Raw genomic sequence first — 20,079 nt, forward strand, 5'->3', positions numbered from 1 at the left:
CGGGGAAGGCCTGTTCAGCGCCACCGTTTTTTGCACCCGGCCGCGGGAAACGGGCGTCCCAGCGGGGCTGCGTGTTCAGGTTGAACAGCGGCGCGGCTCGCGATGCAGCGTGTCACTCCAGCAGGTCGCGCACGCGGTAAGCGCCGGGCGCGCGGCCAGCCAGCATCCGCGCCACATGCAGCGCGCCTCTCGCGAAGATGTCGCGGTGGGTAGCCCGGTGGGTCAACTCGATCCGCTCGCCGAGCCCCGCAAACTGCACCGTATGCTCCCCCACGATGTCGCCCGCCCTGAGACTGGCGTAGTGAACGGGCTGCCCGGCACTGCCTGCCGCCTGCCCGAGGGTCAATGCAGTCCCTGAAGGCGCGTCCTTCTTGTGGATGTGGTGGGATTCGACGATATCGACATCCCAACCGGGCAGTGCCGCTGCCGCGCGTTCCACCAACTCGGTCAGCACGGCGACCCCGAGGCTGAAATTGGTTGCCCACACCAGCGGAATGCGCGTTGCGGCCGTTGCGAGCGCCCCCTGCTGGGCCTCATCGATGCCCGTCGTACCGGACACCAGCGGCAGGACCCGCTCGACGCACAACGCCAGGATCGGGTCGAAGCCTTCGGGCAGGCTGAAATCGATCGCGACGTCGAACGCGGGCACGCCCGACAGTTCCGCAGCGGCGAAATGCGGCACGCCTTCCACCACGCGCTGCGCAGGGGAACGACGGGTCACGGCGGCAACGACGGTGTACAGGGCGGGCTGCTCGGCGGCGAGGCGAAGCAGGGCCTGGCCCATGCGGCCGGAGGCACCGTGGATGAGCAAGCGTGTGGGGGCAGCGTTCATGGGGCCATGGTAGCGGCCCCTCGCGCCTCGGCGTAGCCCCGCGACTCAGGGCGTCTGCGGATATCCCAGATGGAAGCCCTGCGCGAACGGGACGCCGAGCGCCTTGAGTGTCTCCAACTGCCGCTCGTTCTCGACGCCCTCGGCGATCAGGTCGGCCTGCGTACCCTGCGCGAACGTCAGCAACGCGGCGATGAGCGCCTGCATGCGCGGCCGCTGGTCCACTTCGCGCACCAGGGTGATGTCGAGCTTGATGATGTCGGGCGCTAGCCGCAGCACGTGTCGCAGACTCGCGAAACCGGCGCCGGTATCGTCCACGGCGATGCGCGCCCCCAGGTCCTGCAGCGCGGAGAGGCATTGGTTCAACCGCCCGTAGTCGTCCACTGCGGTGTGTTCGGTGATCTCCAGCACCAGCCGGCGCAGGTCGTGCCTGCCGACGAGGCTCCGAAGCCGGTCGCTGCAGGCGGTTTCCGGCGAAATGTTGATCGACAAGAAGGCATCCGCCGGCAACGACGCCAAGTGTGCGAGTGCCGCTTCGGCCGCCGCGAGTTCGAGTTCGACACTGAGCCCGCTGCGCGCGGCATCTTCGAACCAGCGCCCCGTGGACAGGTCATATTCGATCGGAAAGCGCGCCAACGCCTCGTAACCGGCGACAACGCCATCGGCGAGGCGCACGATCGGCTGGAGTGCGGTCGCGATCTGCCGACGTTCCAGCACTTCCAACAGGCGCTCGCGGGCATCATTCACATGCTTGCGGTCGCGCTCGCCGTGTCCCATGCGGGCCTCGAGCGCCGCGCGCATCTGAGCGTGTTCGATCGCCTTGTACATGCTGGCCGCGACCAGCGTGCTCAAGTGTTCGAGCGTCTTGCAGTCGGTCTCATCGTAGGCATTCGGCGTGGCGGCCAACACCTTCAGCACGCCGACCACCTGTCCACGGAACCGGAGCGGTGCGACCAGCATCGATCGCAGGCCTACGCTGCGGCAGGCATCGCGATTGACACGCGGATCCTCCTCGCTGTCATCGCAACGCAAGACTTGTGCTTCCGCGATGCATCGTCCCGATAGGCTGCCTTCGACCGGCAGCGTCATGCCGATCTGGCTCTGCGCGATGCCGCTGGCCGACCAGTAGCGCATCAGGTCGCCGTCCCGGATCTCGAGCACGGCGCCCGCCGAACCCGTCAGTTCCTGCGCGCGGTAAGTGATGGCATCGACCACATCCTGCGGTTCGGGGCCGGCCGCGGCGATCTCCCCTTGCGCTGCGACGATGCGCGTCAGCAGTGCAATCGCCTCTTCGTCGGATCCGCCTGCATCGGGCGTGGACGGTGGCACTCGTACCGACGACAAGGACGTTACTTTTCGATCGCGACTCATCTCCGACACTCCCTGCGGATGATGAACATGATGCATCCCCCGATGCATTGAGGCCGTGATGCTAGAGCGAGCCGCGGTGCGATGTCGAGTAAACACATTTACGAAACGACCGAGCCGTCAGGCGGGGTCACTCTACAGGTGGAACACCGATCAACCGCTTCTGCCAGTTCTCCACGGCGCCGCGCTCCAGGCGCCGCTCGAACAGCGTCCGCCACGACGGCACCAAGGGCAACGCGAGCACTTCACGCAGCACGTCGACCTCGATGGCACGCTGGTACAGCAGGTCGATGAAGCGGGAAAGCGGCCACGCGGGATGTGGGCGCGCTTCCAGCACGATGGCATCGCCCTGCTGTACCTGCCCGGGCTCGATCACGCGGTAGTACCACCCCGTACGCCCGGTGTCCTGCACGCGGCGCGCCATGTCCGTAATCTCGAAACGGTCGGACAATTTCCAGCAGGGTTGGCGCGATTGCGACACTTCCACCAGCGCCGACCCCAACCGGAAGCGATCCCCCAGGCATACGTCAGCTTCGGTCAAGCCCGTCGTGCTGATGTTCTCACCGAATGCGCCTGCCTTTGCCAACAACGGATGGGGCCCGACGTCCTCGCGCCATGGCGTGTAGTGATCGTGGGGATAGTGGTGGATCGCTTTGTCGGGTCCGCCATGAACGCGCAAGTCCCCCTGCTCGTCAGCGGCGAGCCCCAATGTGGTGACACGTTGAGGCCCACGCACGCTCGCCTTGGCGATCGCGCTAACGCTCCCGGCGCGCGTGAATGGCACGGCCCTGCCGACGAGGACGTCTTCGATGACGCATGTCGTCGTGGTGGTCTTGGAATTCATGGCAATACCCTGCCCAATCCACTGGCATCGATCTCGCGCGCGGCACGCGCCAATGCCTCGCCATCCACGTCCGCATCGAATCCGATACGGAAATGCACTTCGCCATCCGGCGTGCGCGAAGAATGGATGGACGACAAACTGACGCCATGCTGTTCGAACACGTGCAGCAGCGCACGCAGCGAGCCGGGCCGATCCTGCGGGAGGTGCACGCTGAGCGCTTCGCGCCCGGCGAGGTCCGCCAGCAGGTACCCGATCCGCTCATAACTGTAGTTGCTTTCCGCGAGCATCGCAGCGCCGATCGCGTCGTGGTTGTCGGAGAGGAATTCCCGGCGGAACGCAGCGCGTGCCGCATCGCTTCCCTCCCCCACCAGTTCGGCCATGCGCCCGATCTGCCGACCCAGCGACGCCAGCACGTCGCCCGCGTAGGGGTTGCCGAACTGGATGTCTTCGTAGATCGCGGGGTTGAGCGACAGGATGCGGGCGATGATGGCGGCATCCATTTCGAACGACGCCGAGCGGAACGGCATCAGCGCCGCCAGGTCGCCGGTGTGCACGGCTTCGTTGCGCAGTACGCCGGCTTGCGCCAGATGGGTGGCATGGACCATCGCCTGTACCAGCGCCATCACGCGGTCATGCTGTTCGGGCGTTGCCTGCACGCATTCGGCTTCCAGCGCGGCAAGCAACGATGCGACCCAGGGTCGCCAGGTCTCTAGCCGTGCCTCGCTGACCACCATCACCCTGCCTTTCAGGGTTGGTGCCTTCGGCGGTGCGGTCATCGGATGCAGGCCCACGACCTCGGCCCGCGAGGCGAGCATCGCGGCGATGGGCGCCGCCTTGATGGAGGTCACGTCCAACCACAGCCGACCCGATTCCGTGCCGCCTGCGATATCGGCGTAGCGCGCGATCAGGGCCGCCGTGTGGCGGATGGGCGCGCAGAACACAAGTACGTCGGCGCGCGCGACCAGTTCCACCTCGTCCACGCTTGAGGCATCGGCCGGATCATGGCCGATGACCTCCAGACCCATCCGTGTGCGGAAGAACCGCGCCAACCATTGCCCGTACGCACCGGCGCTGCCGACGATGCCGATCAGCGGATGGAGGGCGGGCGTCACGCGTTGCACCGGGCAATGCTCACTGCTGCACCGCTCCTTCCCCGGTCAGGTAGACCACCTGCGCGCGCAGGTCGGGCATGATCTTGCGCATGACCCGGGCGAAGCCGTCGTTGTACTCCGGCGAGCACACCGGGCCCGGCGTGCGGTCGTCCAGCGTGCGCCGTACATGCAGGCGTGCGCCCTCCTGCCGGAACGTTGAGACGTAGCTGAGCGTACCTTCGCGCACACTGACGTCCTTCGGTACGGCGACGATCCGCATCGATGCCGGAAACTCGAAGGTGTACTCCTCATCCGAATGGTAGGCACCACAGCTGCTCTCGCCCGCCGGCTGGTCCGGATCGCCGAGTTGCGAGGCGACCAGCATGGAGACCGGCGTGAAACTGAGGAACCAGGGCTGCACCTGGAAGCCGCCGCTCGTCGGAAGCATCCGGTCGACTTCAAAGTCCGCATCCATGTTGAACGTTTCCAGCATCGGCACGGGGTCGTCGTACGTCACCTTGCCACTCGCGTTCAGCGCGTTCCCGCGGAAGTAATTGCGCACCAGCTTGTCGGCATCGCTGGCGCCGACGTTGCGGAACTGCGCACGCGCCGCCACTGCCATGCGTCCGCTCAACTCGACCCGCTGCGATCCCTTGATCGAACCGTCCGGTTGGATCCGGAGGGTCGTGCGCAGCTTCTGTGATTCCGAACCCACCTGCGTCACCGGCGTGGTGGTGCCGTCGCGATGCCCGTCCACCAGCAACACCGGCTTGCCTGCCGCACCGTCCGGCAGGCTGCCGAAGGGCACCGTCGCCGCGGTGGAGTCCACGTAAAGATCCAGGCTGGGGATGTAGTTGATCACGTGGTTGACGACCGACGCGACCGGGATGTCCGGCAACGTGTATGTACCGCCGGCGTTGATGAGCGCCTGGGTGCTGTCGATGCCGCGCGCTTTTAGCAACGCCTGCAGCAGGGTCGCATGGTCTTTGCAATCGCCCATGCGGTTGTCGAGCACCACGTCCAGGTCGCGCGGGACCACCGCGCCCAGGCCGATGCAGTTGCCTGCATAGGTGATCTTCGTGGAGACCCATTCGTAGAGTTTCTTGGCGGTCTCACGCGGGTCCTTGCTCTTGCCCACGATCTCCGCGGCGAGCGTGCGCAACCGGGGGGTCAGCGCGGCCTTGGCGTTGGCCGGGCCACCATAAGCTGCGGCGATGTCGACGTAGCTGGCGAAGGTGGAAAATGCGTAGCCCGGATAGCGATCGGCGGTGAAGACCGTATCGCGCAGGCTCTCGCGGTCGACCGGCTGGCGGTTGCTCCATTGCCAGCGCACGATCCGGCGGCCGTCGCGGGTTTCTACGGCGGGCTGCGTCATCTGCCAGTTGCGCCACGTCGCCTGCATGGCCTCCGGCGCGTCGATGGTGACCTTGACGTCGCCGTAGTACGCCGCCGGGCTGTAGTTGCGGATCACCGAGAAGTGGCCCGGGAACATCGGCTGCGTTGCGGTCACCCGGTAGGTGAACACCGTGGTGTCGCCGACAGCGAGCTCCGGGAACACGACGGTGAGTGTCGTCTGGTCGGAGTAGATCGGCGAATCGCCCTCCCGCCCCGAACTGCTGCTGACCTGGTAGTTGCCACGCGGCACATCGACGCGGCGGCCGTCGGGCTTCAACGTATAGGCCTCGACTACCTCGGCCTTCTGGATGCTGGTGCTGTAGCTGACCGACGCATCCTTGGCCGCCTCCAGGGCGCTGTCCTTCAGTACCTTGATCGCGGTTTCCTGTTCCTGCACGAAGCTGCCGTCGGCATTGAGCACGAAGCGCGTCGACTCGCGCTCCACCTGCAACGGCCGGTCATCGGCCGCCCATGCGGGCGCCATGACGACCAGTGCCAACCATCCCCACCTCTTCCCCATGTTCATGCGCACGCGATCTCCCTTCTTCGTGGACGTGAATGAAAACGGCCCCGGGGTCGCCGGGGCCGTCGCAGGATGCCACAAGCCGCGCGCAGGCGCGGGCGGCGGGATGTCGCGGGGGCTCAGGACGTCATGCGGTCCCAGAAGCCCTTAACGCCATCGAGGAAGGTGGCGGATTTGGGCGAATGCTTGCGCGCTTCGTCGCCGACGAACGTGGCTTCGAATTTCTCCAGCAGCTCGCGCTGTTCGGTCGTCAGGTTGACGGGGGTTTCCACCACCACGCGGCAGTAGAGATCGCCTTCGCTGCGGCTGCGGACCGACTTCACGCCCTTGCCGCGGAGGCGGAACAGTTTGCCCGTCTGCGTCTCGGCAGGCACGCGGATCTCCGCCTCGCCGTGCAGCGTGGGCACGCGGATGGTGTCGCCCAGCGCCGCCTGCGAGATGCGGATCGGCACCTCGCAATGCAGGTCGTCGCCATCACGCTGGAAGATGTCGTGCTCGCGCACGCGCACTTCCACATACAGATCGCCCGGGGGTGTGCCGGGCGGGCCCGCCTCGCCCTCGCCGGTCAGGCGGATGCGGTCGCCGTTGTCCACGCCCGCCGGGATCTTGACCGACAGGACCTTCTCTTCCTCGACGCGACCGGCGCCATGGCACTCGGTGCAGGGATTCTTGATGGTCTGGCCACGCCCGCCGCAGGCCGGACAGGCCTGTTGCATGGCGAAGATGCCGCGCTGCATGCGCACGTTACCGCGACCGCCGCAGGTGCTGCAGGTCTCGACCTTGCCGTCCGCCGAGCCCGAGCCTTTGCAGGGCTCGCAGGCGACCAGCGACGGGATCTCGATGCGCTTCTCGACACCCGCAACCGCTTCCTCCAGGTCGAGCTCCATCACGTAGCCGACGTCGGCGCCACGCCGCGCGGCACGCGCGCCACCGCCGCCGAAGATGTTGCCGAAGATATCGCCGAAGATGTCACCCATGTCCGGGCCGCCGGGACCGCCGGCGCCGCCCATGCCGTGCTCGAACGCGGCATGGCCGTGGGCGTCGTAGGTACGGCGCTTGGCCCCGTCCGACAGCACTTCGTAGGCTTCCTTGCATTCCTTGAACGCCGCTTCGGCCGCGGCATCGCCAGGATTGCGGTCGGGATGGTGCTTCATCGCGCAACGGCGATAGGCCTTCTTCAGGTCTTCGTCGCTGGCGTCGCGGGCCACGCCCAGGACTTCGTAGTAATCGCGCTTGCTCATGTGCTGTCTGGCTGGTCTCGCAGGGTCGCCGGATGGCAAAACGGGAGGCCGTGGCAGGCCACGTCTCCCGTTCGCCGCATCCCGTGGGCCGGGATTACTTCTTGTCGTCCTTCACCTCGGTGAACTCCGCATCGACCACGTCGTCGGCCGGCGCAGAGGGACCACCCGCGCCGCCGGCACCCGGCTGCTCGCTGGAAGCGGCCGCCGCGTACAGCGACTGGCCGGCTTCTTCGAGCGCCTTGGCCTTGGCTTCGATCTGGGTCTTCTCGTCGCCCTTCATCGCCGACTCGAGCTCGGCGATCGCCGACTCGACGCGACCGATCACATCGCCCGGCACCTTGCTGCCATGCTCGGTGATGGCGCTGCGGGTGGCGTGGATCAGGCCGTCGGCGTGGTTGCGCGCCTGGACCAGCTCCTGGAACTTCTTGTCTTCCTCGCGGTGCGCCTCGGCATCGGCCACCATCCGCGCGATCTCGTCCTCGGACAGGCCCGAACCGGCCTTGATCTCGACCTTCTGTTCCTTGTTGGTCTTCTTGTCCTTGGCCGACACGTGCAGGATGCCGTTGGCGTCGATGTCGAACGACACTTCCACCTGCGGCATGCCGCGCGGCGCGGCATCGATCCCGGACAGATCGAACTTGGCCAGCGACTTGTTGAAGCGGGCCTGCTCGCGCTCGCCCTGCAGCACGTGCACCGTCACCGCGGACTGGTTGTCCTCGGCGGTGGAGAAGGTCTGCGAGGCCTTGGTCGGGATGGTGGTGTTCTTCTCGATGATCTTGGTGAACACGCCACCCAGCGTCTCGATGCCCAGGCTCAGCGGGGTCACGTCGAGCAGCAGCACGTCCTTGACGTCGCCGGCCAGCACGCCACCCTGGATCGCGGCGCCCAGCGCCACGGCCTCATCGGGGTTGACGTCCTTGCGCGGTTCCTTGCCGAAGAACTCTGCCACCGCCTGCTGCACCTTCGGCATGCGGGTCTGGCCACCGACGAGGATGACTTCGCCGATGTCGCTGGCGCGCAGGCCGGCGTCGTTCAGCGCGATGCGGCACGGCTCGATCGTCTTCTTCACCAGGTCTTCGACCAGCGCTTCCAGCTTGGCGCGGGTCAGCTTGATGTTGAGGTGCTTCGGGCCCGAGGCGTCGGCGGTGACGTACGGCAGGTTCACTTCGGTCTGCTGCGAGCTGGACAGCTCGATCTTGGCGCGTTCGGCGGCGTCCTTCAGGCGCTGCAGGGCCAGCGGATCCTTGCGCAGGTCGATGCCCTGGTCCTTCTGGAACTCCTCGACGAGGTAATCGATGACGCGCTTGTCGAAGTCTTCGCCACCCAGGAAGGTGTCGCCGTTGGTCGCCAGCACTTCGAACTGCTTCTCGCCGTCGACATTGGCGATCTCGATGATCGACACGTCGAAGGTGCCGCCACCCAGGTCGTAGACGACGATCTTGCGGTCGGCGCCGCCTTCACCCTTGTCCAGGCCATAGGCCAGTGCGGCCGCGGTGGGCTCGTTGATGATGCGCTTGACGTCCAGGCCGGCGATCTTGCCCGCGTCCTTGGTCGCCTGGCGCTGGCTGTCGTTGAAGTAGGCCGGCACGGTGATGACGGCTTCGGTGACGGTTTCGCCCAGGAAGGCCTCGGCCGTCTTCTTCATCTTTTCCAGGATGCGCGCGGAGATTTCCTGCGCCGACAGCTTCTTGCCGTCGTTGGTCTGCACCCACGCATCGCCGTTCTCGTGCGCGATGATGTCGTACGGGACCAGGTCGAGGTCCTTCTTCACTTCGGCGTCGGTGAACTTGCGGCCGATCAGGCGCTTCACCGCGTAGAAGGTGTTCTTCGGGTTGGTCACGGCCTGGCGCTTGGCCGAGGCGCCGACCAGGACTTCGCCGTCCTTGGTGTAGGCGACGATGGAGGGCGTGGTGCGGTCGCCTTCCGAGTTTTCGATGACGCGGGCCTTGCCGCCGTCCATGATCGCCACGCACGAGTTCGTCGTGCCCAGGTCGATGCCGATGATCTTGCCCATGATGGATGTCGCTCCCTAGCGAATGCTGATGTTGGACCCGGCGATCGGCCGGGTGGATGGTCCCGATATAGGGGTGCGATGGCGCGGTTCAAGCGCCGTCGCGAGGCCGTTCAGTCGTGCTTGGCCACGACCACGAGGGCCGGGCGCAGCAGGCGGCCGTTGAGCACGTAGCCCTTCTGGAACACCTGCACCACGCTGCCCGGCGCCGCGCCGGGCGCGTCGGCCTGGCTGATGGCCTGGTGGTGTTCGGGGTTGAAGGCTTCGCCGGTGGGGTCCAGCAGGGCCAAGCCGTTGTCACCGGCCACCTTCAACAACTGCTTGAAGGTCAGTTCGAGGCCATCCTTGAGCGGATTCGGCTCGGCACCAGCCGCAGCCAAGCCGGCGTCAAGGCTGTCGAACACGGGCAGCAGGTCGCCCAGCAGACGCTCGTTGGCGAACTTGCGGGCCTGTTCGATATCGCGCGCGACGCGCTTGCGCTGGTTCTCCAGGTCGGCGCGCTCCAGCAGCGTGGTGGCGCGCAACTGGTCGAGCTCGTTGCGCAGCGTTTCCAGCTCGGCCAGCAGAGCGGCGTCGGTATCGGGGGACTCGGGCGCGTCGCCCGGCGTGGTGTCGTGATCGTGCGGTTCGTTCATTTCGGTTCCCTGGCGGCAGGTCCAGCCGCCCAACCGGGAACCTATGGGGCCGGCGTTTCCGGATTCAAGGCTGCCCCGAGGACATCGGCGGCAGCCTGGACCACGGGAATCACCCGGTCATAGGCCATCCGCGTGGGCCCGATCACCCCCAGCACGCCCAGCACCTGGCCACCCGCCATGTAGGGCGCAGTCACCACCGAGACGCCATCGTGCGGGGCCAGGCCGGTGTCTTCACCGATGAAGATGCGCACGCCCGGCGCATGGATCGTCCGCTCAAGCAGTTGCAGGATCTCGCGCTTGCGCGCGAACGCCTCGAACAGGTCGCGCAGACGCTCCAGGTCGGACAGCTCCTGCACGCCCATCAGGCGGGTCTGCCCTGCCAGGACGACGTCATCGTTCGGGGGGGTCAGCGCCTGTTCGGCCAGCTCGATGGATTCGGCCAGCAGCCCTTCCATCTCGGTCTGGGCGCTGCGCAGGTCGCGCAGCAAGGTGGAGCGGATGTCCGCCAGCGGCCGGCCGGCGAAATGGGTGTTCAGATAATTGGAGACGCGCTCCAGCTCGGAACGTTCATAGGATCTGCGCGTTTCGATGACCCGGTTCTGCACATCGTTGTCGGCGAAGACCAGGATCGCCATCACCCGCTTGCCATCCAGCGGCACGAAGTCGATATAGCGGAAGGCGAACTGTTCGCGCCGCGGCACGCTGACCACGCCGACGAAGTGGGTCATTGCCGACAGCAGCTCGGACGCATTGCCCAACAAGGCCTGGGTGCCGGCGCCACTGGACAACTCGGAGCGCAATCGCGCCACCTCGCCCTCGCCCAGCGACTTCACCTGCACCAGACTGTCGACGAACACCCGGTAGCCCTGCGCGGTAGGAATGCGGCCGGCGGAGGTGTGCGGCGAGCTCAGCAGCCCCACTTCTTCAAGCTCGGCCAGGATGTTACGGATCGTGGCCGGGCTGACCTCCAGGCCCGCGTGCCGGGCCAGCGTCTGCGACCCCACTGGCTCACCGTCGCGGATGTAGCGCGAAATCAGCGTGCGCAATAGGTGGCGGGCGCGTGGGTCCAGCGGGGGCGACGTCGACGACATGCCGCATAGATAGCGCCAACGCGGAGGCGCCCGCAAGCACCTTGCTTGCCGTCTCGGCCGGTGCGACGCCGGAGGGCGAGCATCGCGCGCCTTCGAACCGCCATCGCCCGGCCCTACACTATCGCCATGCTGACCCATCTCGCGATCAAGGATTTCGCCGTCGTCCGCGCTGCCGAACTCGAGTTCGGCGAGGGCATGACCGTCATTTCGGGGGAAACCGGCGCAGGCAAGTCCCTGCTGGTGGACGCGCTGGGCTTCCTGTCCGGGTTGCGCGCCGACAGCGGCGTGGTCCGCCACGGCGCCGAACGCGCCGAGCTTTCCGCCGAGTTCCAGCCCGTGGCCGGCTCGCCCGCCCTCGCCTGGCTGGCCGACCACGAGTTGGACGACGACGGCCAATGCCAATTGCGCCGGGTCATCCGCGCCGATGGCGGCTCCCGCGCGTGGATCAACGGCCGCAGCGTCACCCTGTCCCAGTTGACCGACCTGGCCGGCCGCCTGGTCGAAATCCACGGCCAGCACGAGCACCAGGCGTTGCTGGCCCGCCACAGCCAGCTGGAACTGCTCGACGCCTATGCAGGCAACCAGGCCGAGGCGCGCGCCGTCCGCGATGCTGCGCGTCACTGGAATGCGCTGTTGGGCGAACGCGAGCAGCTGTCGGGCCAGGGCGACGTCTCGGACCGCATCAACTATCTCGAGCACCAGCTCGCCGAACTCCAGCGCGAGGACCTGGCGCCCGTCGCACTCGAAGCCCTGGTCGCCGGCCATCGCCGCCAGGCGCATGCGGCCGGCCTGATCGCGGCGTGCGACGCCGCACTGGTCGGCCTGTCGGGCGACGACGGCCCGTCGTTCTCGCGCCAGTTGCAGCACACCCGTGCGGACCTGGCCCGCCAGGTCGAACACGAACCGCGGCTGCGGGGTGTCGACAACCTGCTGGAGAGCGCAACGATCCAGATCGAAGAAGCCCTAGCGCTCCTCGGCCAGGTGCGCGATGACCTGGATGTCGATCCCGGCCAGCTCGACGAGCTCGAGCGCCGCCTGGTGCGCGTCCACGATCTTGCGCGCAAGCATCGCGTCCCACTGGACGGCCTGCAGGAGCAGCACGATCGGCTGGCTGCGGAGCTGGAATCCCTGCGTGGCGCCGGCGAACGCCTGCTCAAGCTCAACGACGAGATCGAAGCCGCGCGCACGCAGTGGCGCACCACCGCTGATGCACTCAGCCGGACGCGGCAGCGCGCCGCCAAGGCGCTCGGCGACACCACCAGCGCGCTGATCGCCGAACTCGGCATGGGCGGTGGGCGCTTCGAAGTGGCGCTGGAACCGCACGACGGCGAACGGCCCGACCCGTCAGGCGCCGAGCGCACCGAATTCCTGGTATCGGCGAACGCCGGCCAGCCGCCGCGCCCACTGCGCAAGGTCGCTTCAGGCGGCGAACTGGCCCGCATCTCGCTCGCTATCGAAGTCGCGGCGCTGGGTCTGGACGCGGTGCCGACGATGGTCTTCGACGAAGTCGATACCGGCATCGGCGGCGCCGTCGCCGAGATCGTGGGCCAGAAGCTGCGCGCGCTCGGTGCGCAGCGGCAGGTTCTGTGCGTGACCCACCTGCCGCAGGTCGCCGCGCAGGGCCACGCGCATTACCGCGTCAGCAAGGCACCCGTGGATGGAATGACGCAGAGCGCCGTCGAGAAGCTGGGCGCGAAGCAGCGTGAAGAGGAACTGGCGCGCATGCTGGGCGGCGTGGAAGTCAGCAAGGAAGCGCACGCGGCAGCGAAGCGGCTGCTCGCCAACGCGGTCTGAATTCCGTTTTCTTAGGGGATCTCGAACTAGCGCTTCTTGCGCACGTAGAGCACCAATGAGTGCTCTTCCAGCTCGTAGCCGTGTTTGGCGGCGATCTCGCGCTGCAGCTTCTCGATCTCGCCGCTTTCGAACTCGATGATCTTGCCGGTGTCCACGTCCACCATGTGGTCGTGGTGTCCACCACGATCCAGCTCATAGACGGCCTGGCCGCCCTCGAAGTTGTGCTTGAGCACCAGCCCCGCCGCCTCGAACTGGGTCAGCACGCGGTACACCGTCGCCAGACCGATCTCGTCGCCGTGCTCCAGCAGTTGCCGGTAAATGTCTTCCGCGCTGAAGTGATGCTGATGGTTCTTCTGCTCCAGCAGCTCAAGGATCCGCATGCGCGGATGGGTGACCTTGAGGCCGACTTTGCGTAGATCCTGCGATTCCATGGCGTCTCCGTTCACTCTCGGTTTAGCGCCAGCTGCCTGAAGCTCGGTTGCGGCGGTCCGTGTGAGTGTATCATCGGCCCGGTTTCCCACCGTACCTGTCCCATGCGCAAATTCCTGCTGGTTGCCGTCCTCGCTTCCGCCACCGCTGGCTGCGGCATCCTCTACAAGCAGCCGATCTACCAGGGCAGCCTGCTCGAGAAGACGTCGGTGGACCAATTGCAGGTGGGCCAGAGCAAGCAGCAGGTGCAGTCGCTGTTGGGCAGCCCGTCCATTGCCGATCCGTTCCACGCGCAGCGCTGGGATTACACCGCGAGCAACCGCACCAACCGCCGCGGCACCACGGAAGTGAAGAACCTCACCCTGCTGTTCAACGGCGACACGCTCGCCAGCTGGGAAGGCGAATACTTCCCCGAAGCCGACCTGCAGCTGTCCAAGGACGTGCGCAAGTTCGGCCCGAACCTGGCCAAGGAAAAGAAGAAGGGCCGTCGCCGCTGAGGCGAGGCGCTACCTGCGCGCCCGTCGGCGGCGCGCTTCCTTCGGATCCAGCAACAATGGGCGCAGCACTTCCACGCGATCGCCCTCACGCAACACTACGCCAGCGTCCGCCATCACGCCGTGGACCGCTGTCGGCTGTGTCGGCGTAAGGCCGTCGAACCCGCTGGCAGCCAACGCATCCGCGACCGTCGATCCCTCGGGTAACTCCAGCACCACCGACTCCACACGGTGCGGCCACGCCCGGATCGCCTCTACCCGCATCTCAGGCGCCGCGGTCCGCAGCCCGAACGAAGTCATCGACCATCCGGTCGGCCAGGCTCTGGAAGCCCAATGCCATCGCCGGCGCGAGCAATCGGCTTGAAGGCTCGAACTCCAGCGTCAGCGTGACCTTGCAGGCCGACTCGTCCAGCGCATGGAAGTCCCAGCGCCCGTGCAGCTTGCGGAACGGACCATCGACCAGGTTCATGTCGATCCGGTGCGGCCTGTCCAGCGCGTTCTCGGTGGTGAACCACGTCCGCAGCGAACCCAGGCCCAGGTCGAGCCGGGCCACCAATCGCTCATCCCCCTGCTCGATCAGCTGCGCGGCGCTGCACCAGTCGAACCGGCGCGGGTAGGCCGCCACGTCGTTGACCAGGTCGAACATCCGGGTGGCCGAGTGTTCGACCAGGGCGCTGCGGCGGATCGTGTGCATGTGGCTCGCGTAGGGTTCCGCCTTCGGCGACAATAGGACGGATGGCAAAGAAACCGGACAAGAATAAAGCAACGGGCACGATCGCGCTGAACAAGCGCGCCCGGCACGAGTACCACTTCGAGGAGCGCTACGAGGCGGGCCTTGCCCTGCAGGGATGGGAGCTGAAGGCCATCCGCGCCGGACGCGCCAACATCACCGAGGCCTACGCGATCGTCCGCCATGGCGAGATCTTCCTGTTCGGCGCGCAGATCACCCCACTGATCCAGGCCTCCACCCACGTGGTCGCCGACGACCGCCGTACCCGCAAGCTGCTGCTGCATCGGAACGAGATCGACAGCCTGATCGGCAAGGTCGAGCGCGACGGCTACACGCTGGTGCCCACCTCGCTGTACTGGAAGGGCAACAAGGTGAAGGCCGAAGTCGCGCTCGCCAAGGGCAAGCAGACCCACGACAAGCGCGCCACCGAGAAGGACCGCGACTGGGCCCGCGAGAAATCGCGCGTGATGCGCCAGCACAATAAGAACGCGTGATTCCATCGCGCGACGCGATGGAATCCTCAAGATGCACCTTGCGAATCCTGGGGCCCGACGCTCGCTGCCGATCCCCCATTCGCGCTAACGCGCGAATGTGCGTCCATGCGAATCGGCCTGGATAGCAGCGTTCTCTCGCCTCATCTGGCTGAACGTGCCAGGGCGCGCGCCTTGTGAAGCCCGGGGTCCATCCCTACACTTGTCCTCGTCAGGACGTTTCTGACTCCCGGGGGTGCACTGGCTTCGACGGGGGTTGCGAAGTTGCCTGGTGCATGCCGAGGGGGCAGCTTTCCTCGTAAATCCAGCGGCAAAACTCTAGTTGCCAACGACGACAACTACGCTCTCGCCGCTTAAGGCGTAAGCCCTGAAACTGCTTGTGTCCGTGCTCGCAGCGTAAGGTCATTATCACGGAATCGCCGGGGGTGGCTGCCTGTCAGCGCTCGGTCAACCTAAAACAGGCTGGTCCTGCGGTGCGCTTCGCCCACCGTGCTGCTGCAGGACGAGATCCAACGGGGGGATAAGCATGTAGTACCGGGGATGGAGTGCCTTCGGACGGCGGTTCAATTCCGCCCACCTCCACCATTCAGCGAAAAGGCCGGGCCCGCGAGGGTCCGGCCTTTTCGTTTCCGGCGCCCGGCGGCGGGTCATCGCGGCGGGGGTTCCTGTAAAATCCCCGCTCTTTTGAGCCACCGCGTGACCACAGTGCAGTACCGGACGCCCACGGCGGCCCCCGCCTTCGTCCGCCTCCTCGCCCGCCTGGGCGGCGCCGAACTCCCCGATGCCACGCCGGCCCTGTCCGAGCGCCTCGGCCAATGGATCGACTGGAACCGCGCGGTCTCGCTGTCGCGGGCGCTCGATGGCGCCGGCGCGCCCGAGGCAGGCGCGCCGGCGTCCGACGACACCCATCACGCCGCCGTCGCGCGGGTGCGGGCATCGCTGTCGGACGCGATCCTGCGCGGTGCGCCACCTGATGCGGGCGACGACGACTTCGCGTCTTACCGTCGCTACTGCCTCGAACGCCAGCGCGCCATGCTGACCGGCACCGGCCCGCTGCGCGGGCGCCTGCGCGATGCCCTGGCGCAGCGTGGCGGCGACCTGGCCCGCCTGGCCGAGGTCGATGCCGTGATGGAAATGACGCTCAGTCCGCGCGAGAACGCCCTGCTCGCCAACACGCCGGCCCTGCTCGGGCTGCATTTCGACCGCCTCCGCGCCGGTGCTGAGGCCGCCTCCGGCCCTGCATGGCGGGCGCTTTTCCGGCGCGACCTGCAGGACGCCCTGCTCGCCGAACTCGACCTCCGTTTCCACCCGCTCGACGCGCTGCTCGCCGCGCTTCGGCCTTCGTGATGCCTGGATGCCCTTGATGAAACAGCACCTCTCCACCGCCCTCTTCCTCGCCGGCCTGGCCATCGTCGGCTGGATCGGCGTCGGCTACGTCGGCACGCACGCGCTGGGCGTGGTGGTCACCCTCGTGATCGGGGCCTGCTATGTCACCGGCGCGGTGGAGTTGCTTCGCTACCGCCAGGCCACCGCCACCCTCGCCCACGCGCTCGACGACACCGCACCGGCGAGCAACGGGCTGCAAGCCTGGCTCGCGCCGATGCATGCCAGCCTGCGCCAGGCCGTGCGCCTGCGCGTGGAAGGCGAGCGCGTGGCGCTGCCGGCGCCGGCGCTGACGCCGTACCTGGTCGGCCTGCTGGTGCTGCTGGGCATGCTGGGCACGCTGCTGGGCATGATGGTCACCCTGCGCGGCACCGGCCTGGCGCTCGAAGGCGCCACCGACATCGACGCCATCCGCGGCTCGCTGGCGGCACCGGTGAAAGGCCTGGGCTTCGCCTTCGGCACCTCGATCGCCGGCGTGGCGGCCTCCGCCGTGCTGGGCCTGCTGTCCGCCCTCGCGCGCCGTGAGCGCGTGCTGGTCGCGCAGCGGCTGGACGACGAGATCGCCACCTCGCTGCACGTGCATTCGCAATCGTTCCAGCGCGAGACCTCGTTCCGCCTGCTGCAGCAGCAGGCCGCGTTGATGCCGGAACTGGTCGAGCGCCTGCAGGCCATGGTCGCCTCCATCGAACAACAGAACACCGACGCCGCCGCGCAGCAGTCCGCGCGCCAGGAAAGTTTCCACGCCCGCACCGAAGCCGCGCAGGCGCAGCTGTCGGCGACGCTGGTCGCGTCGATGCAGGCGGGCGTCGAAGGCAGCGCCCGTGCGGTCGGCGCCGCGCTGCAGCCGGCGATGGAGAGCACGCTCGCCGGCCTGGCCCGCGAAACCACCGCCCTGCAGCAGACCGTCGCCACCGCCGTGCAGCAGCAGCTCGACGCGCTGACCACCGGCTTCGGCGCCACCACGACCGCGGCCGCCGCCTCGTGGGACGACGCCCTGGCCCGCCAGCAACACGCACACGACGCGCTCGCCGCGCGCCTGCAGGGCGATGCCGAACAGCAGGCGGCGCAGTTCGACCAGCGCGCCAATGCATGGCTCGATGCGGCGTCCGGCCAGCTCCAGCAGACCGCCACCACGCTCGCCGAAGGCTTTACCCAGGCGCTCGCCCAGCAGGCCAGTACGGCCGACGGCATCGCCTCGCGTAACACCGACGCGTTGGCCGCCGCCGGTGCCGACTTCCGCACGCAGGCCACGGCCCTGGTGCAGGCCGTGGACGCCTCGCACGCGTCGCTGCAGCAGACCCTCGCCGCGCAGGACGAGGCGCGCCTCGCCGCGTGGGCCGCGCAGCTGGCCACGATGAGCGCCACCCTGCGTGGCGACTGGGAACGCACCGCGGGCGAAGCCGCGCGCCTGCAGCAGGAAATCTGCGATGCGCTCGCGCGCAGCGCCAGCGACATCACCACCCAGGCGCAGACGCACGCGCAGCAGACCATCGCCGAGATCTCGCAGCTGGTGCAGGTCGCCTCGGAAGCGCCGCGCGCCGCCGCCGACGTGGTCGCCGAACTGCGCCAGAAGCTGTCCGACAGCATGGTCCGCGATACCGCGCTGCTGGAAGAACGCACCCAGATGATGGGCACGCTGCAGACCTTGCTGGACGCGGTGAACCACGCCTCCACCGAGCAGCGCACCGCGATCGATGCGCTGGTGGCCACCTCGGCCGACCTGCTGGAGCGCGTCGGCACGCGCTTCACCGACCACGTGCAGGCCGAGACCGGCAAGCTGGAACACGTCGCCGCGCAAGTCGCCGCCGGCGCCACCGAAGTCGCCGGCCTCGGCGATGCGCTGGGCAGCGTGGTGGAACGCTTCGGCCAGACCAACGACGCGTTGCTCGAGCGCCTGCAGGCCATCGAAGGCGCGCTGGAGCGCTCGCTGGTCCGCAGCGACGAGCAGCTGGCCTACTACGTCGCGCAGGCGCGCGAAGTCGTCGATCTCAGCCTGTCCGCGCAGCGCCAGATCACGGTCGACCTGCAGCGCCTGTCCGGGGTCGAAGCCGCATGAGCGTGGAAACCGGAGACGACGCCGACCTCGGCGCGCCCGTCTGGGCCAGCTTCGGCGACCTGATGTCGGTGCTGCTGGGCGCCTTCGTACTGGTGCTGGTGGGCGTGATCGCCGTGCAGGCGCAGCTCGCCCAGCGCCTCGACGAGGAAACCCGCCGCCGCGAACAGGAAGCGCAGCAGCGCAAGGCGCTGGAAGACGCGCTGGCCGCGCCGCTGGCCGAAGGCCGGGTGACGCTGGTGGACGGGCGCATCGGCATCCGCGGCAACGTGCTGTTCGCGCTGAACTCCGACCGGTTGCAGCCCGAAGGCCGCGACCTGCTGAAGAGCCTCGCCGCACCGCTCGCCGGCTACCTGCGCACGCGCGAGGACATTCTGATGGTCAGCGGCTTCACCGACGATCGCCAGGTCAGCGGCAGCAACCAGAAATTCGCCGACAACTGGGACCTCTCCGCGCAACGCGCGCTCACCGTCACCCGCACGCTGATCGACGAAGGCGTGCCGTCTTCGTCGGTGTTCGCCGCGGCATTCGGTGCCGAGCAACCGGTCAGCGCCAACACCAGCGAAGAAGGCCGCGCGCGGAACCGCCGGGTCGAGATCGCCCCCATTCCCCGCCCCGCCAAGCGCAGCGGTGAAGATGGACGGTGACGCCCTGCCACCGGCGGCGCAGTTGCAGGCGTGGCGCGCGCAGGGCGCGGATCGCGTGGATCCCACGCGCTTCGACATCCTGCTGGCGTTGGCCGCGCGCGTGCCCACACAGCAGGGCGAAGCCCGTCGCCTGCTGGACGCCCGCCTCGCCGGGCTGATGCGCGCGTACGCGGAAGGCCTCGCGCAGCGGCCGGCGGGTGCGCCACCCGTGCCCGTGCGTGATACCGGCCTGCGTGCGCTGGTCGCCGCGCTGCAGGCGCGCAACGAAGGCGAGCCGCTGCCCGGTGCAACATCGCTGGCGCCCTCCGCCCTCACCCAGGCCCGCGAAGTCTGGGCGCAGGTGCGCACCGACAGCCAACTGCGCGCGTCGCTGCACGAGGTGCCAGCCGATGCCGGCCCGTTGAACTCCGGCATGCTGGTCCACCGCGCCCTGCACCTGATGCGTGCGGTATCGCCGGGCTATCTGCAGCACTTCATCGCCTACGCCGACACCCTGTCGTCGCTGGAACAGCTCCAGCAGGCCGTGGCACCCCTGACGGCGGCCACGGATGCGCCGCGCCCTGCGCGTCGCGCACCCCGCAAGAAGAAAGCCGCGGCTCCGTAGCCTGCGACACCCCTCTCGCGAAGGCATGCGATACCGCACGGGCCGCGCGCGTGGCGCTCTGTGTGAGAAAGATCGCGCTCCGAGCTCCATCAATCGGGCTCAATGTGAGACAGATGGCTTTCCGAGCTCCATCTGCAAGGCGCCGAGCTCGGCAGATCGCCCTCGGAATGTCATTCGCCGGCCTCCGGCGCTCCATCGATCGCGCTCCGAAGGCCATCGATGGCTTTCAGTGTGAGACAGATCGGATTCCGAGCCCCATCCACGAAGCTCATCGCTCGACAGATCACACTCCGAATGCCGTGGCATGGCGTTCGGAGAGCGATCGATGGCTTTCCGAGGGCCATCGATGGCCCTCCATGTGAGACAGATCGGGCTCCGAGTGCCATCGATGGAGCTCCCCCACCCGGCGCGTCACACGTAGAGCCC

19 protein-coding genes and 1 other RNA gene are annotated in these 20,079 nt (G+C 67.7%); 8 read left to right on the top strand and 12 right to left on the bottom strand.

Annotated elements, in window-relative coordinates:
- Positions 1-112: 112 nt before the first annotated feature.
- The 9 genes from dapB to hrcA form a co-directional block, all read right to left on the bottom strand.
- Complete coding sequence (gene dapB / locus BM365_RS01870) at positions 113-832, bottom strand: 4-hydroxy-tetrahydrodipicolinate reductase (protein WP_093486077.1); 720 nt, start codon at positions 830-832, stop codon at positions 113-115.
- 45 nt (positions 833-877) lie between these two features.
- The gene (locus BM365_RS01875) at positions 878-2,173 is read right to left on the bottom strand and encodes a sensor domain-containing phosphodiesterase (protein WP_233210780.1); all 1,296 of its coding nucleotides are present in this window, start codon (positions 2,171-2,173) and stop codon (positions 878-880) included.
- A 154-nt stretch (positions 2,174-2,327) separates the two neighbouring features.
- Positions 2,328-3,041, bottom strand: a complete 714-nt coding sequence (locus BM365_RS01880) for an MOSC domain-containing protein (protein WP_093486081.1) — start codon at positions 3,039-3,041, stop codon at positions 2,328-2,330.
- Entirely contained in the window at positions 3,038-4,153 is a 1,116-nt protein-coding gene (locus BM365_RS01885; RefSeq protein ID WP_093489385.1) for a prephenate dehydrogenase, read from the bottom strand. The genes BM365_RS01880 and BM365_RS01885 overlap by 4 nt, the downstream gene beginning before the upstream one ends.
- Positions 4,154-4,172: 19 nt before the next feature.
- Complete coding sequence (locus BM365_RS01890; RefSeq protein ID WP_093486083.1) at positions 4,173-6,053, bottom strand: DUF3857 domain-containing transglutaminase family protein; 1,881 nt, start codon at positions 6,051-6,053, stop codon at positions 4,173-4,175.
- Between the two features lie 116 nt (positions 6,054-6,169).
- Positions 6,170-7,291: a molecular chaperone DnaJ gene (gene dnaJ / locus BM365_RS01895; RefSeq protein ID WP_093486085.1), complete on the bottom strand. Its 1,122-nt coding sequence runs from the start codon at positions 7,289-7,291 to the stop codon at positions 6,170-6,172.
- A gap of 94 nt (positions 7,292-7,385) precedes the next feature.
- The gene (dnaK, locus tag BM365_RS01900) at positions 7,386-9,305 is read right to left on the bottom strand and encodes a molecular chaperone DnaK (RefSeq protein WP_093486087.1); all 1,920 of its coding nucleotides are present in this window, start codon (positions 9,303-9,305) and stop codon (positions 7,386-7,388) included.
- A 110-nt stretch (positions 9,306-9,415) separates the two neighbouring features.
- Positions 9,416-9,937, bottom strand: coding sequence for a nucleotide exchange factor GrpE (gene grpE, locus BM365_RS01905; protein WP_093489387.1), 522 nt, complete (start codon positions 9,935-9,937; stop codon positions 9,416-9,418).
- 41 nt (positions 9,938-9,978) lie between these two features.
- Complete coding sequence (gene hrcA, locus BM365_RS01910) at positions 9,979-11,028, bottom strand: heat-inducible transcriptional repressor HrcA (protein WP_093486089.1); 1,050 nt, start codon at positions 11,026-11,028, stop codon at positions 9,979-9,981.
- A 126-nt stretch (positions 11,029-11,154) separates the two neighbouring features.
- Here hrcA and recN point away from each other — a divergent pair, with 126 nt between their 5' ends.
- Complete coding sequence (gene recN, locus BM365_RS01915) at positions 11,155-12,822, top strand: DNA repair protein RecN (protein ID WP_093486091.1); 1,668 nt, start codon at positions 11,155-11,157, stop codon at positions 12,820-12,822.
- Between the two features lie 26 nt (positions 12,823-12,848).
- On the opposite strand, the gene fur is transcribed toward recN, so the two are convergent.
- Positions 12,849-13,253, bottom strand: a complete 405-nt coding sequence (gene fur / locus BM365_RS01920; protein ID WP_093486093.1) for a ferric iron uptake transcriptional regulator — start codon at positions 13,251-13,253, stop codon at positions 12,849-12,851.
- Positions 13,254-13,355: 102 nt separating this feature from the next.
- Here fur and bamE point away from each other — a divergent pair, with 102 nt between their 5' ends.
- Entirely contained in the window at positions 13,356-13,748 is a 393-nt protein-coding gene (gene bamE / locus BM365_RS01925; RefSeq protein WP_093486095.1) for an outer membrane protein assembly factor BamE, read from the top strand.
- Between the two features lie 9 nt (positions 13,749-13,757).
- On the opposite strand, the gene BM365_RS01930 is transcribed toward bamE, so the two are convergent.
- A complete protein-coding gene (locus tag BM365_RS01930; RefSeq protein WP_093489389.1) occupies positions 13,758-14,009 on the bottom strand; it encodes an RnfH family protein in 252 nt (83 codons plus the stop codon).
- A 1-nt stretch (position 14,010) separates the two neighbouring features.
- On the bottom strand, positions 14,011-14,439 hold the full coding sequence (locus tag BM365_RS01935; RefSeq protein ID WP_093489391.1) for a type II toxin-antitoxin system RatA family toxin: 429 nt from the start codon (positions 14,437-14,439) through the stop codon (positions 14,011-14,013).
- Positions 14,440-14,480: 41 nt separating this feature from the next.
- On the opposite strand from BM365_RS01935, the gene smpB reads away from it, so the two are divergent.
- From smpB to BM365_RS01965, 6 genes are all read left to right on the top strand, one after another.
- Positions 14,481-14,969 carry an SsrA-binding protein SmpB gene (smpB, locus tag BM365_RS01940; protein ID WP_093486097.1) on the top strand — a complete coding sequence of 163 codons (489 nt, stop codon included), beginning with the start codon at positions 14,481-14,483 and terminating at the stop codon, positions 14,967-14,969.
- Positions 14,970-15,197: 228 nt separating this feature from the next.
- Positions 15,198-15,551, top strand: a transfer-messenger RNA (tmRNA) gene (gene ssrA / locus BM365_RS01945).
- A 99-nt stretch (positions 15,552-15,650) separates the two neighbouring features.
- Positions 15,651-16,313: a DUF3348 family protein gene (locus BM365_RS01950; protein WP_093486099.1), complete on the top strand. Its 663-nt coding sequence runs from the start codon at positions 15,651-15,653 to the stop codon at positions 16,311-16,313.
- A 16-nt stretch (positions 16,314-16,329) separates the two neighbouring features.
- Entirely contained in the window at positions 16,330-18,405 is a 2,076-nt protein-coding gene (locus BM365_RS01955; protein WP_093486101.1) for a DUF802 domain-containing protein, read from the top strand.
- A complete protein-coding gene (locus BM365_RS01960; protein WP_093486103.1) occupies positions 18,402-19,049 on the top strand; it encodes an OmpA family protein in 648 nt (215 codons plus the stop codon). The genes BM365_RS01955 and BM365_RS01960 overlap by 4 nt, the downstream gene beginning before the upstream one ends.
- Positions 19,039-19,653: a DUF2894 domain-containing protein gene (locus tag BM365_RS01965; protein ID WP_093486105.1), complete on the top strand. Its 615-nt coding sequence runs from the start codon at positions 19,039-19,041 to the stop codon at positions 19,651-19,653. Before BM365_RS01960 ends, BM365_RS01965 begins: the two co-directional genes overlap by 11 nt.
- Positions 19,654-20,079: the final 426 nt, after the last annotated feature.

Origin of the sequence: Pseudoxanthomonas sp. YR558 (assembly GCF_900116385.1) — a bacterium.
Classification (GTDB): domain Bacteria; phylum Pseudomonadota; class Gammaproteobacteria; order Xanthomonadales; family Xanthomonadaceae; genus Pseudoxanthomonas_A.

Excerpts from the sequence above, each read along its gene's own strand:
- dapB (WP_093486077.1), bottom strand. The coding sequence starts at position 832 with ATGAACGCTGCCCCCACACGCTTGCTCATCCACGGTGCCTCCGGCCGC.
- BM365_RS01880 (WP_093486081.1), bottom strand. The coding sequence starts at position 3,041 with ATGAATTCCAAGACCACCACGACGACATGCGTCATCGAAGACGTCCTC.
- BM365_RS01890 (WP_093486083.1), bottom strand. The coding sequence starts at position 6,053 with ATGAACATGGGGAAGAGGTGGGGATGGTTGGCACTGGTCGTCATGGCG.
- dnaJ (WP_093486085.1), bottom strand. The coding sequence starts at position 7,291 with ATGAGCAAGCGCGATTACTACGAAGTCCTGGGCGTGGCCCGCGACGCC.
- dnaK (WP_093486087.1), bottom strand. The coding sequence starts at position 9,305 with ATGGGCAAGATCATCGGCATCGACCTGGGCACGACGAACTCGTGCGTG.
- grpE (WP_093489387.1), bottom strand. The coding sequence starts at position 9,937 with ATGAACGAACCGCACGATCACGACACCACGCCGGGCGACGCGCCCGAG.
- hrcA (WP_093486089.1), bottom strand. The coding sequence starts at position 11,028 with ATGTCGTCGACGTCGCCCCCGCTGGACCCACGCGCCCGCCACCTATTG.
- recN (WP_093486091.1), top strand. The coding sequence starts at position 11,155 with ATGCTGACCCATCTCGCGATCAAGGATTTCGCCGTCGTCCGCGCTGCC.
- fur (WP_093486093.1), bottom strand. The coding sequence starts at position 13,253 with ATGGAATCGCAGGATCTACGCAAAGTCGGCCTCAAGGTCACCCATCCG.
- bamE (WP_093486095.1), top strand. The coding sequence starts at position 13,356 with ATGCGCAAATTCCTGCTGGTTGCCGTCCTCGCTTCCGCCACCGCTGGC.
- BM365_RS01930 (WP_093489389.1), bottom strand. The coding sequence starts at position 14,009 with ATGCGGGTAGAGGCGATCCGGGCGTGGCCGCACCGTGTGGAGTCGGTG.
- BM365_RS01935 (WP_093489391.1), bottom strand. The coding sequence starts at position 14,439 with ATGCACACGATCCGCCGCAGCGCCCTGGTCGAACACTCGGCCACCCGG.
- smpB (WP_093486097.1), top strand. The coding sequence starts at position 14,481 with ATGGCAAAGAAACCGGACAAGAATAAAGCAACGGGCACGATCGCGCTG.
- BM365_RS01955 (WP_093486101.1), top strand. The coding sequence starts at position 16,330 with ATGAAACAGCACCTCTCCACCGCCCTCTTCCTCGCCGGCCTGGCCATC.
- BM365_RS01960 (WP_093486103.1), top strand. The coding sequence starts at position 18,402 with ATGAGCGTGGAAACCGGAGACGACGCCGACCTCGGCGCGCCCGTCTGG.
- BM365_RS01965 (WP_093486105.1), top strand. The coding sequence starts at position 19,039 with ATGGACGGTGACGCCCTGCCACCGGCGGCGCAGTTGCAGGCGTGGCGC.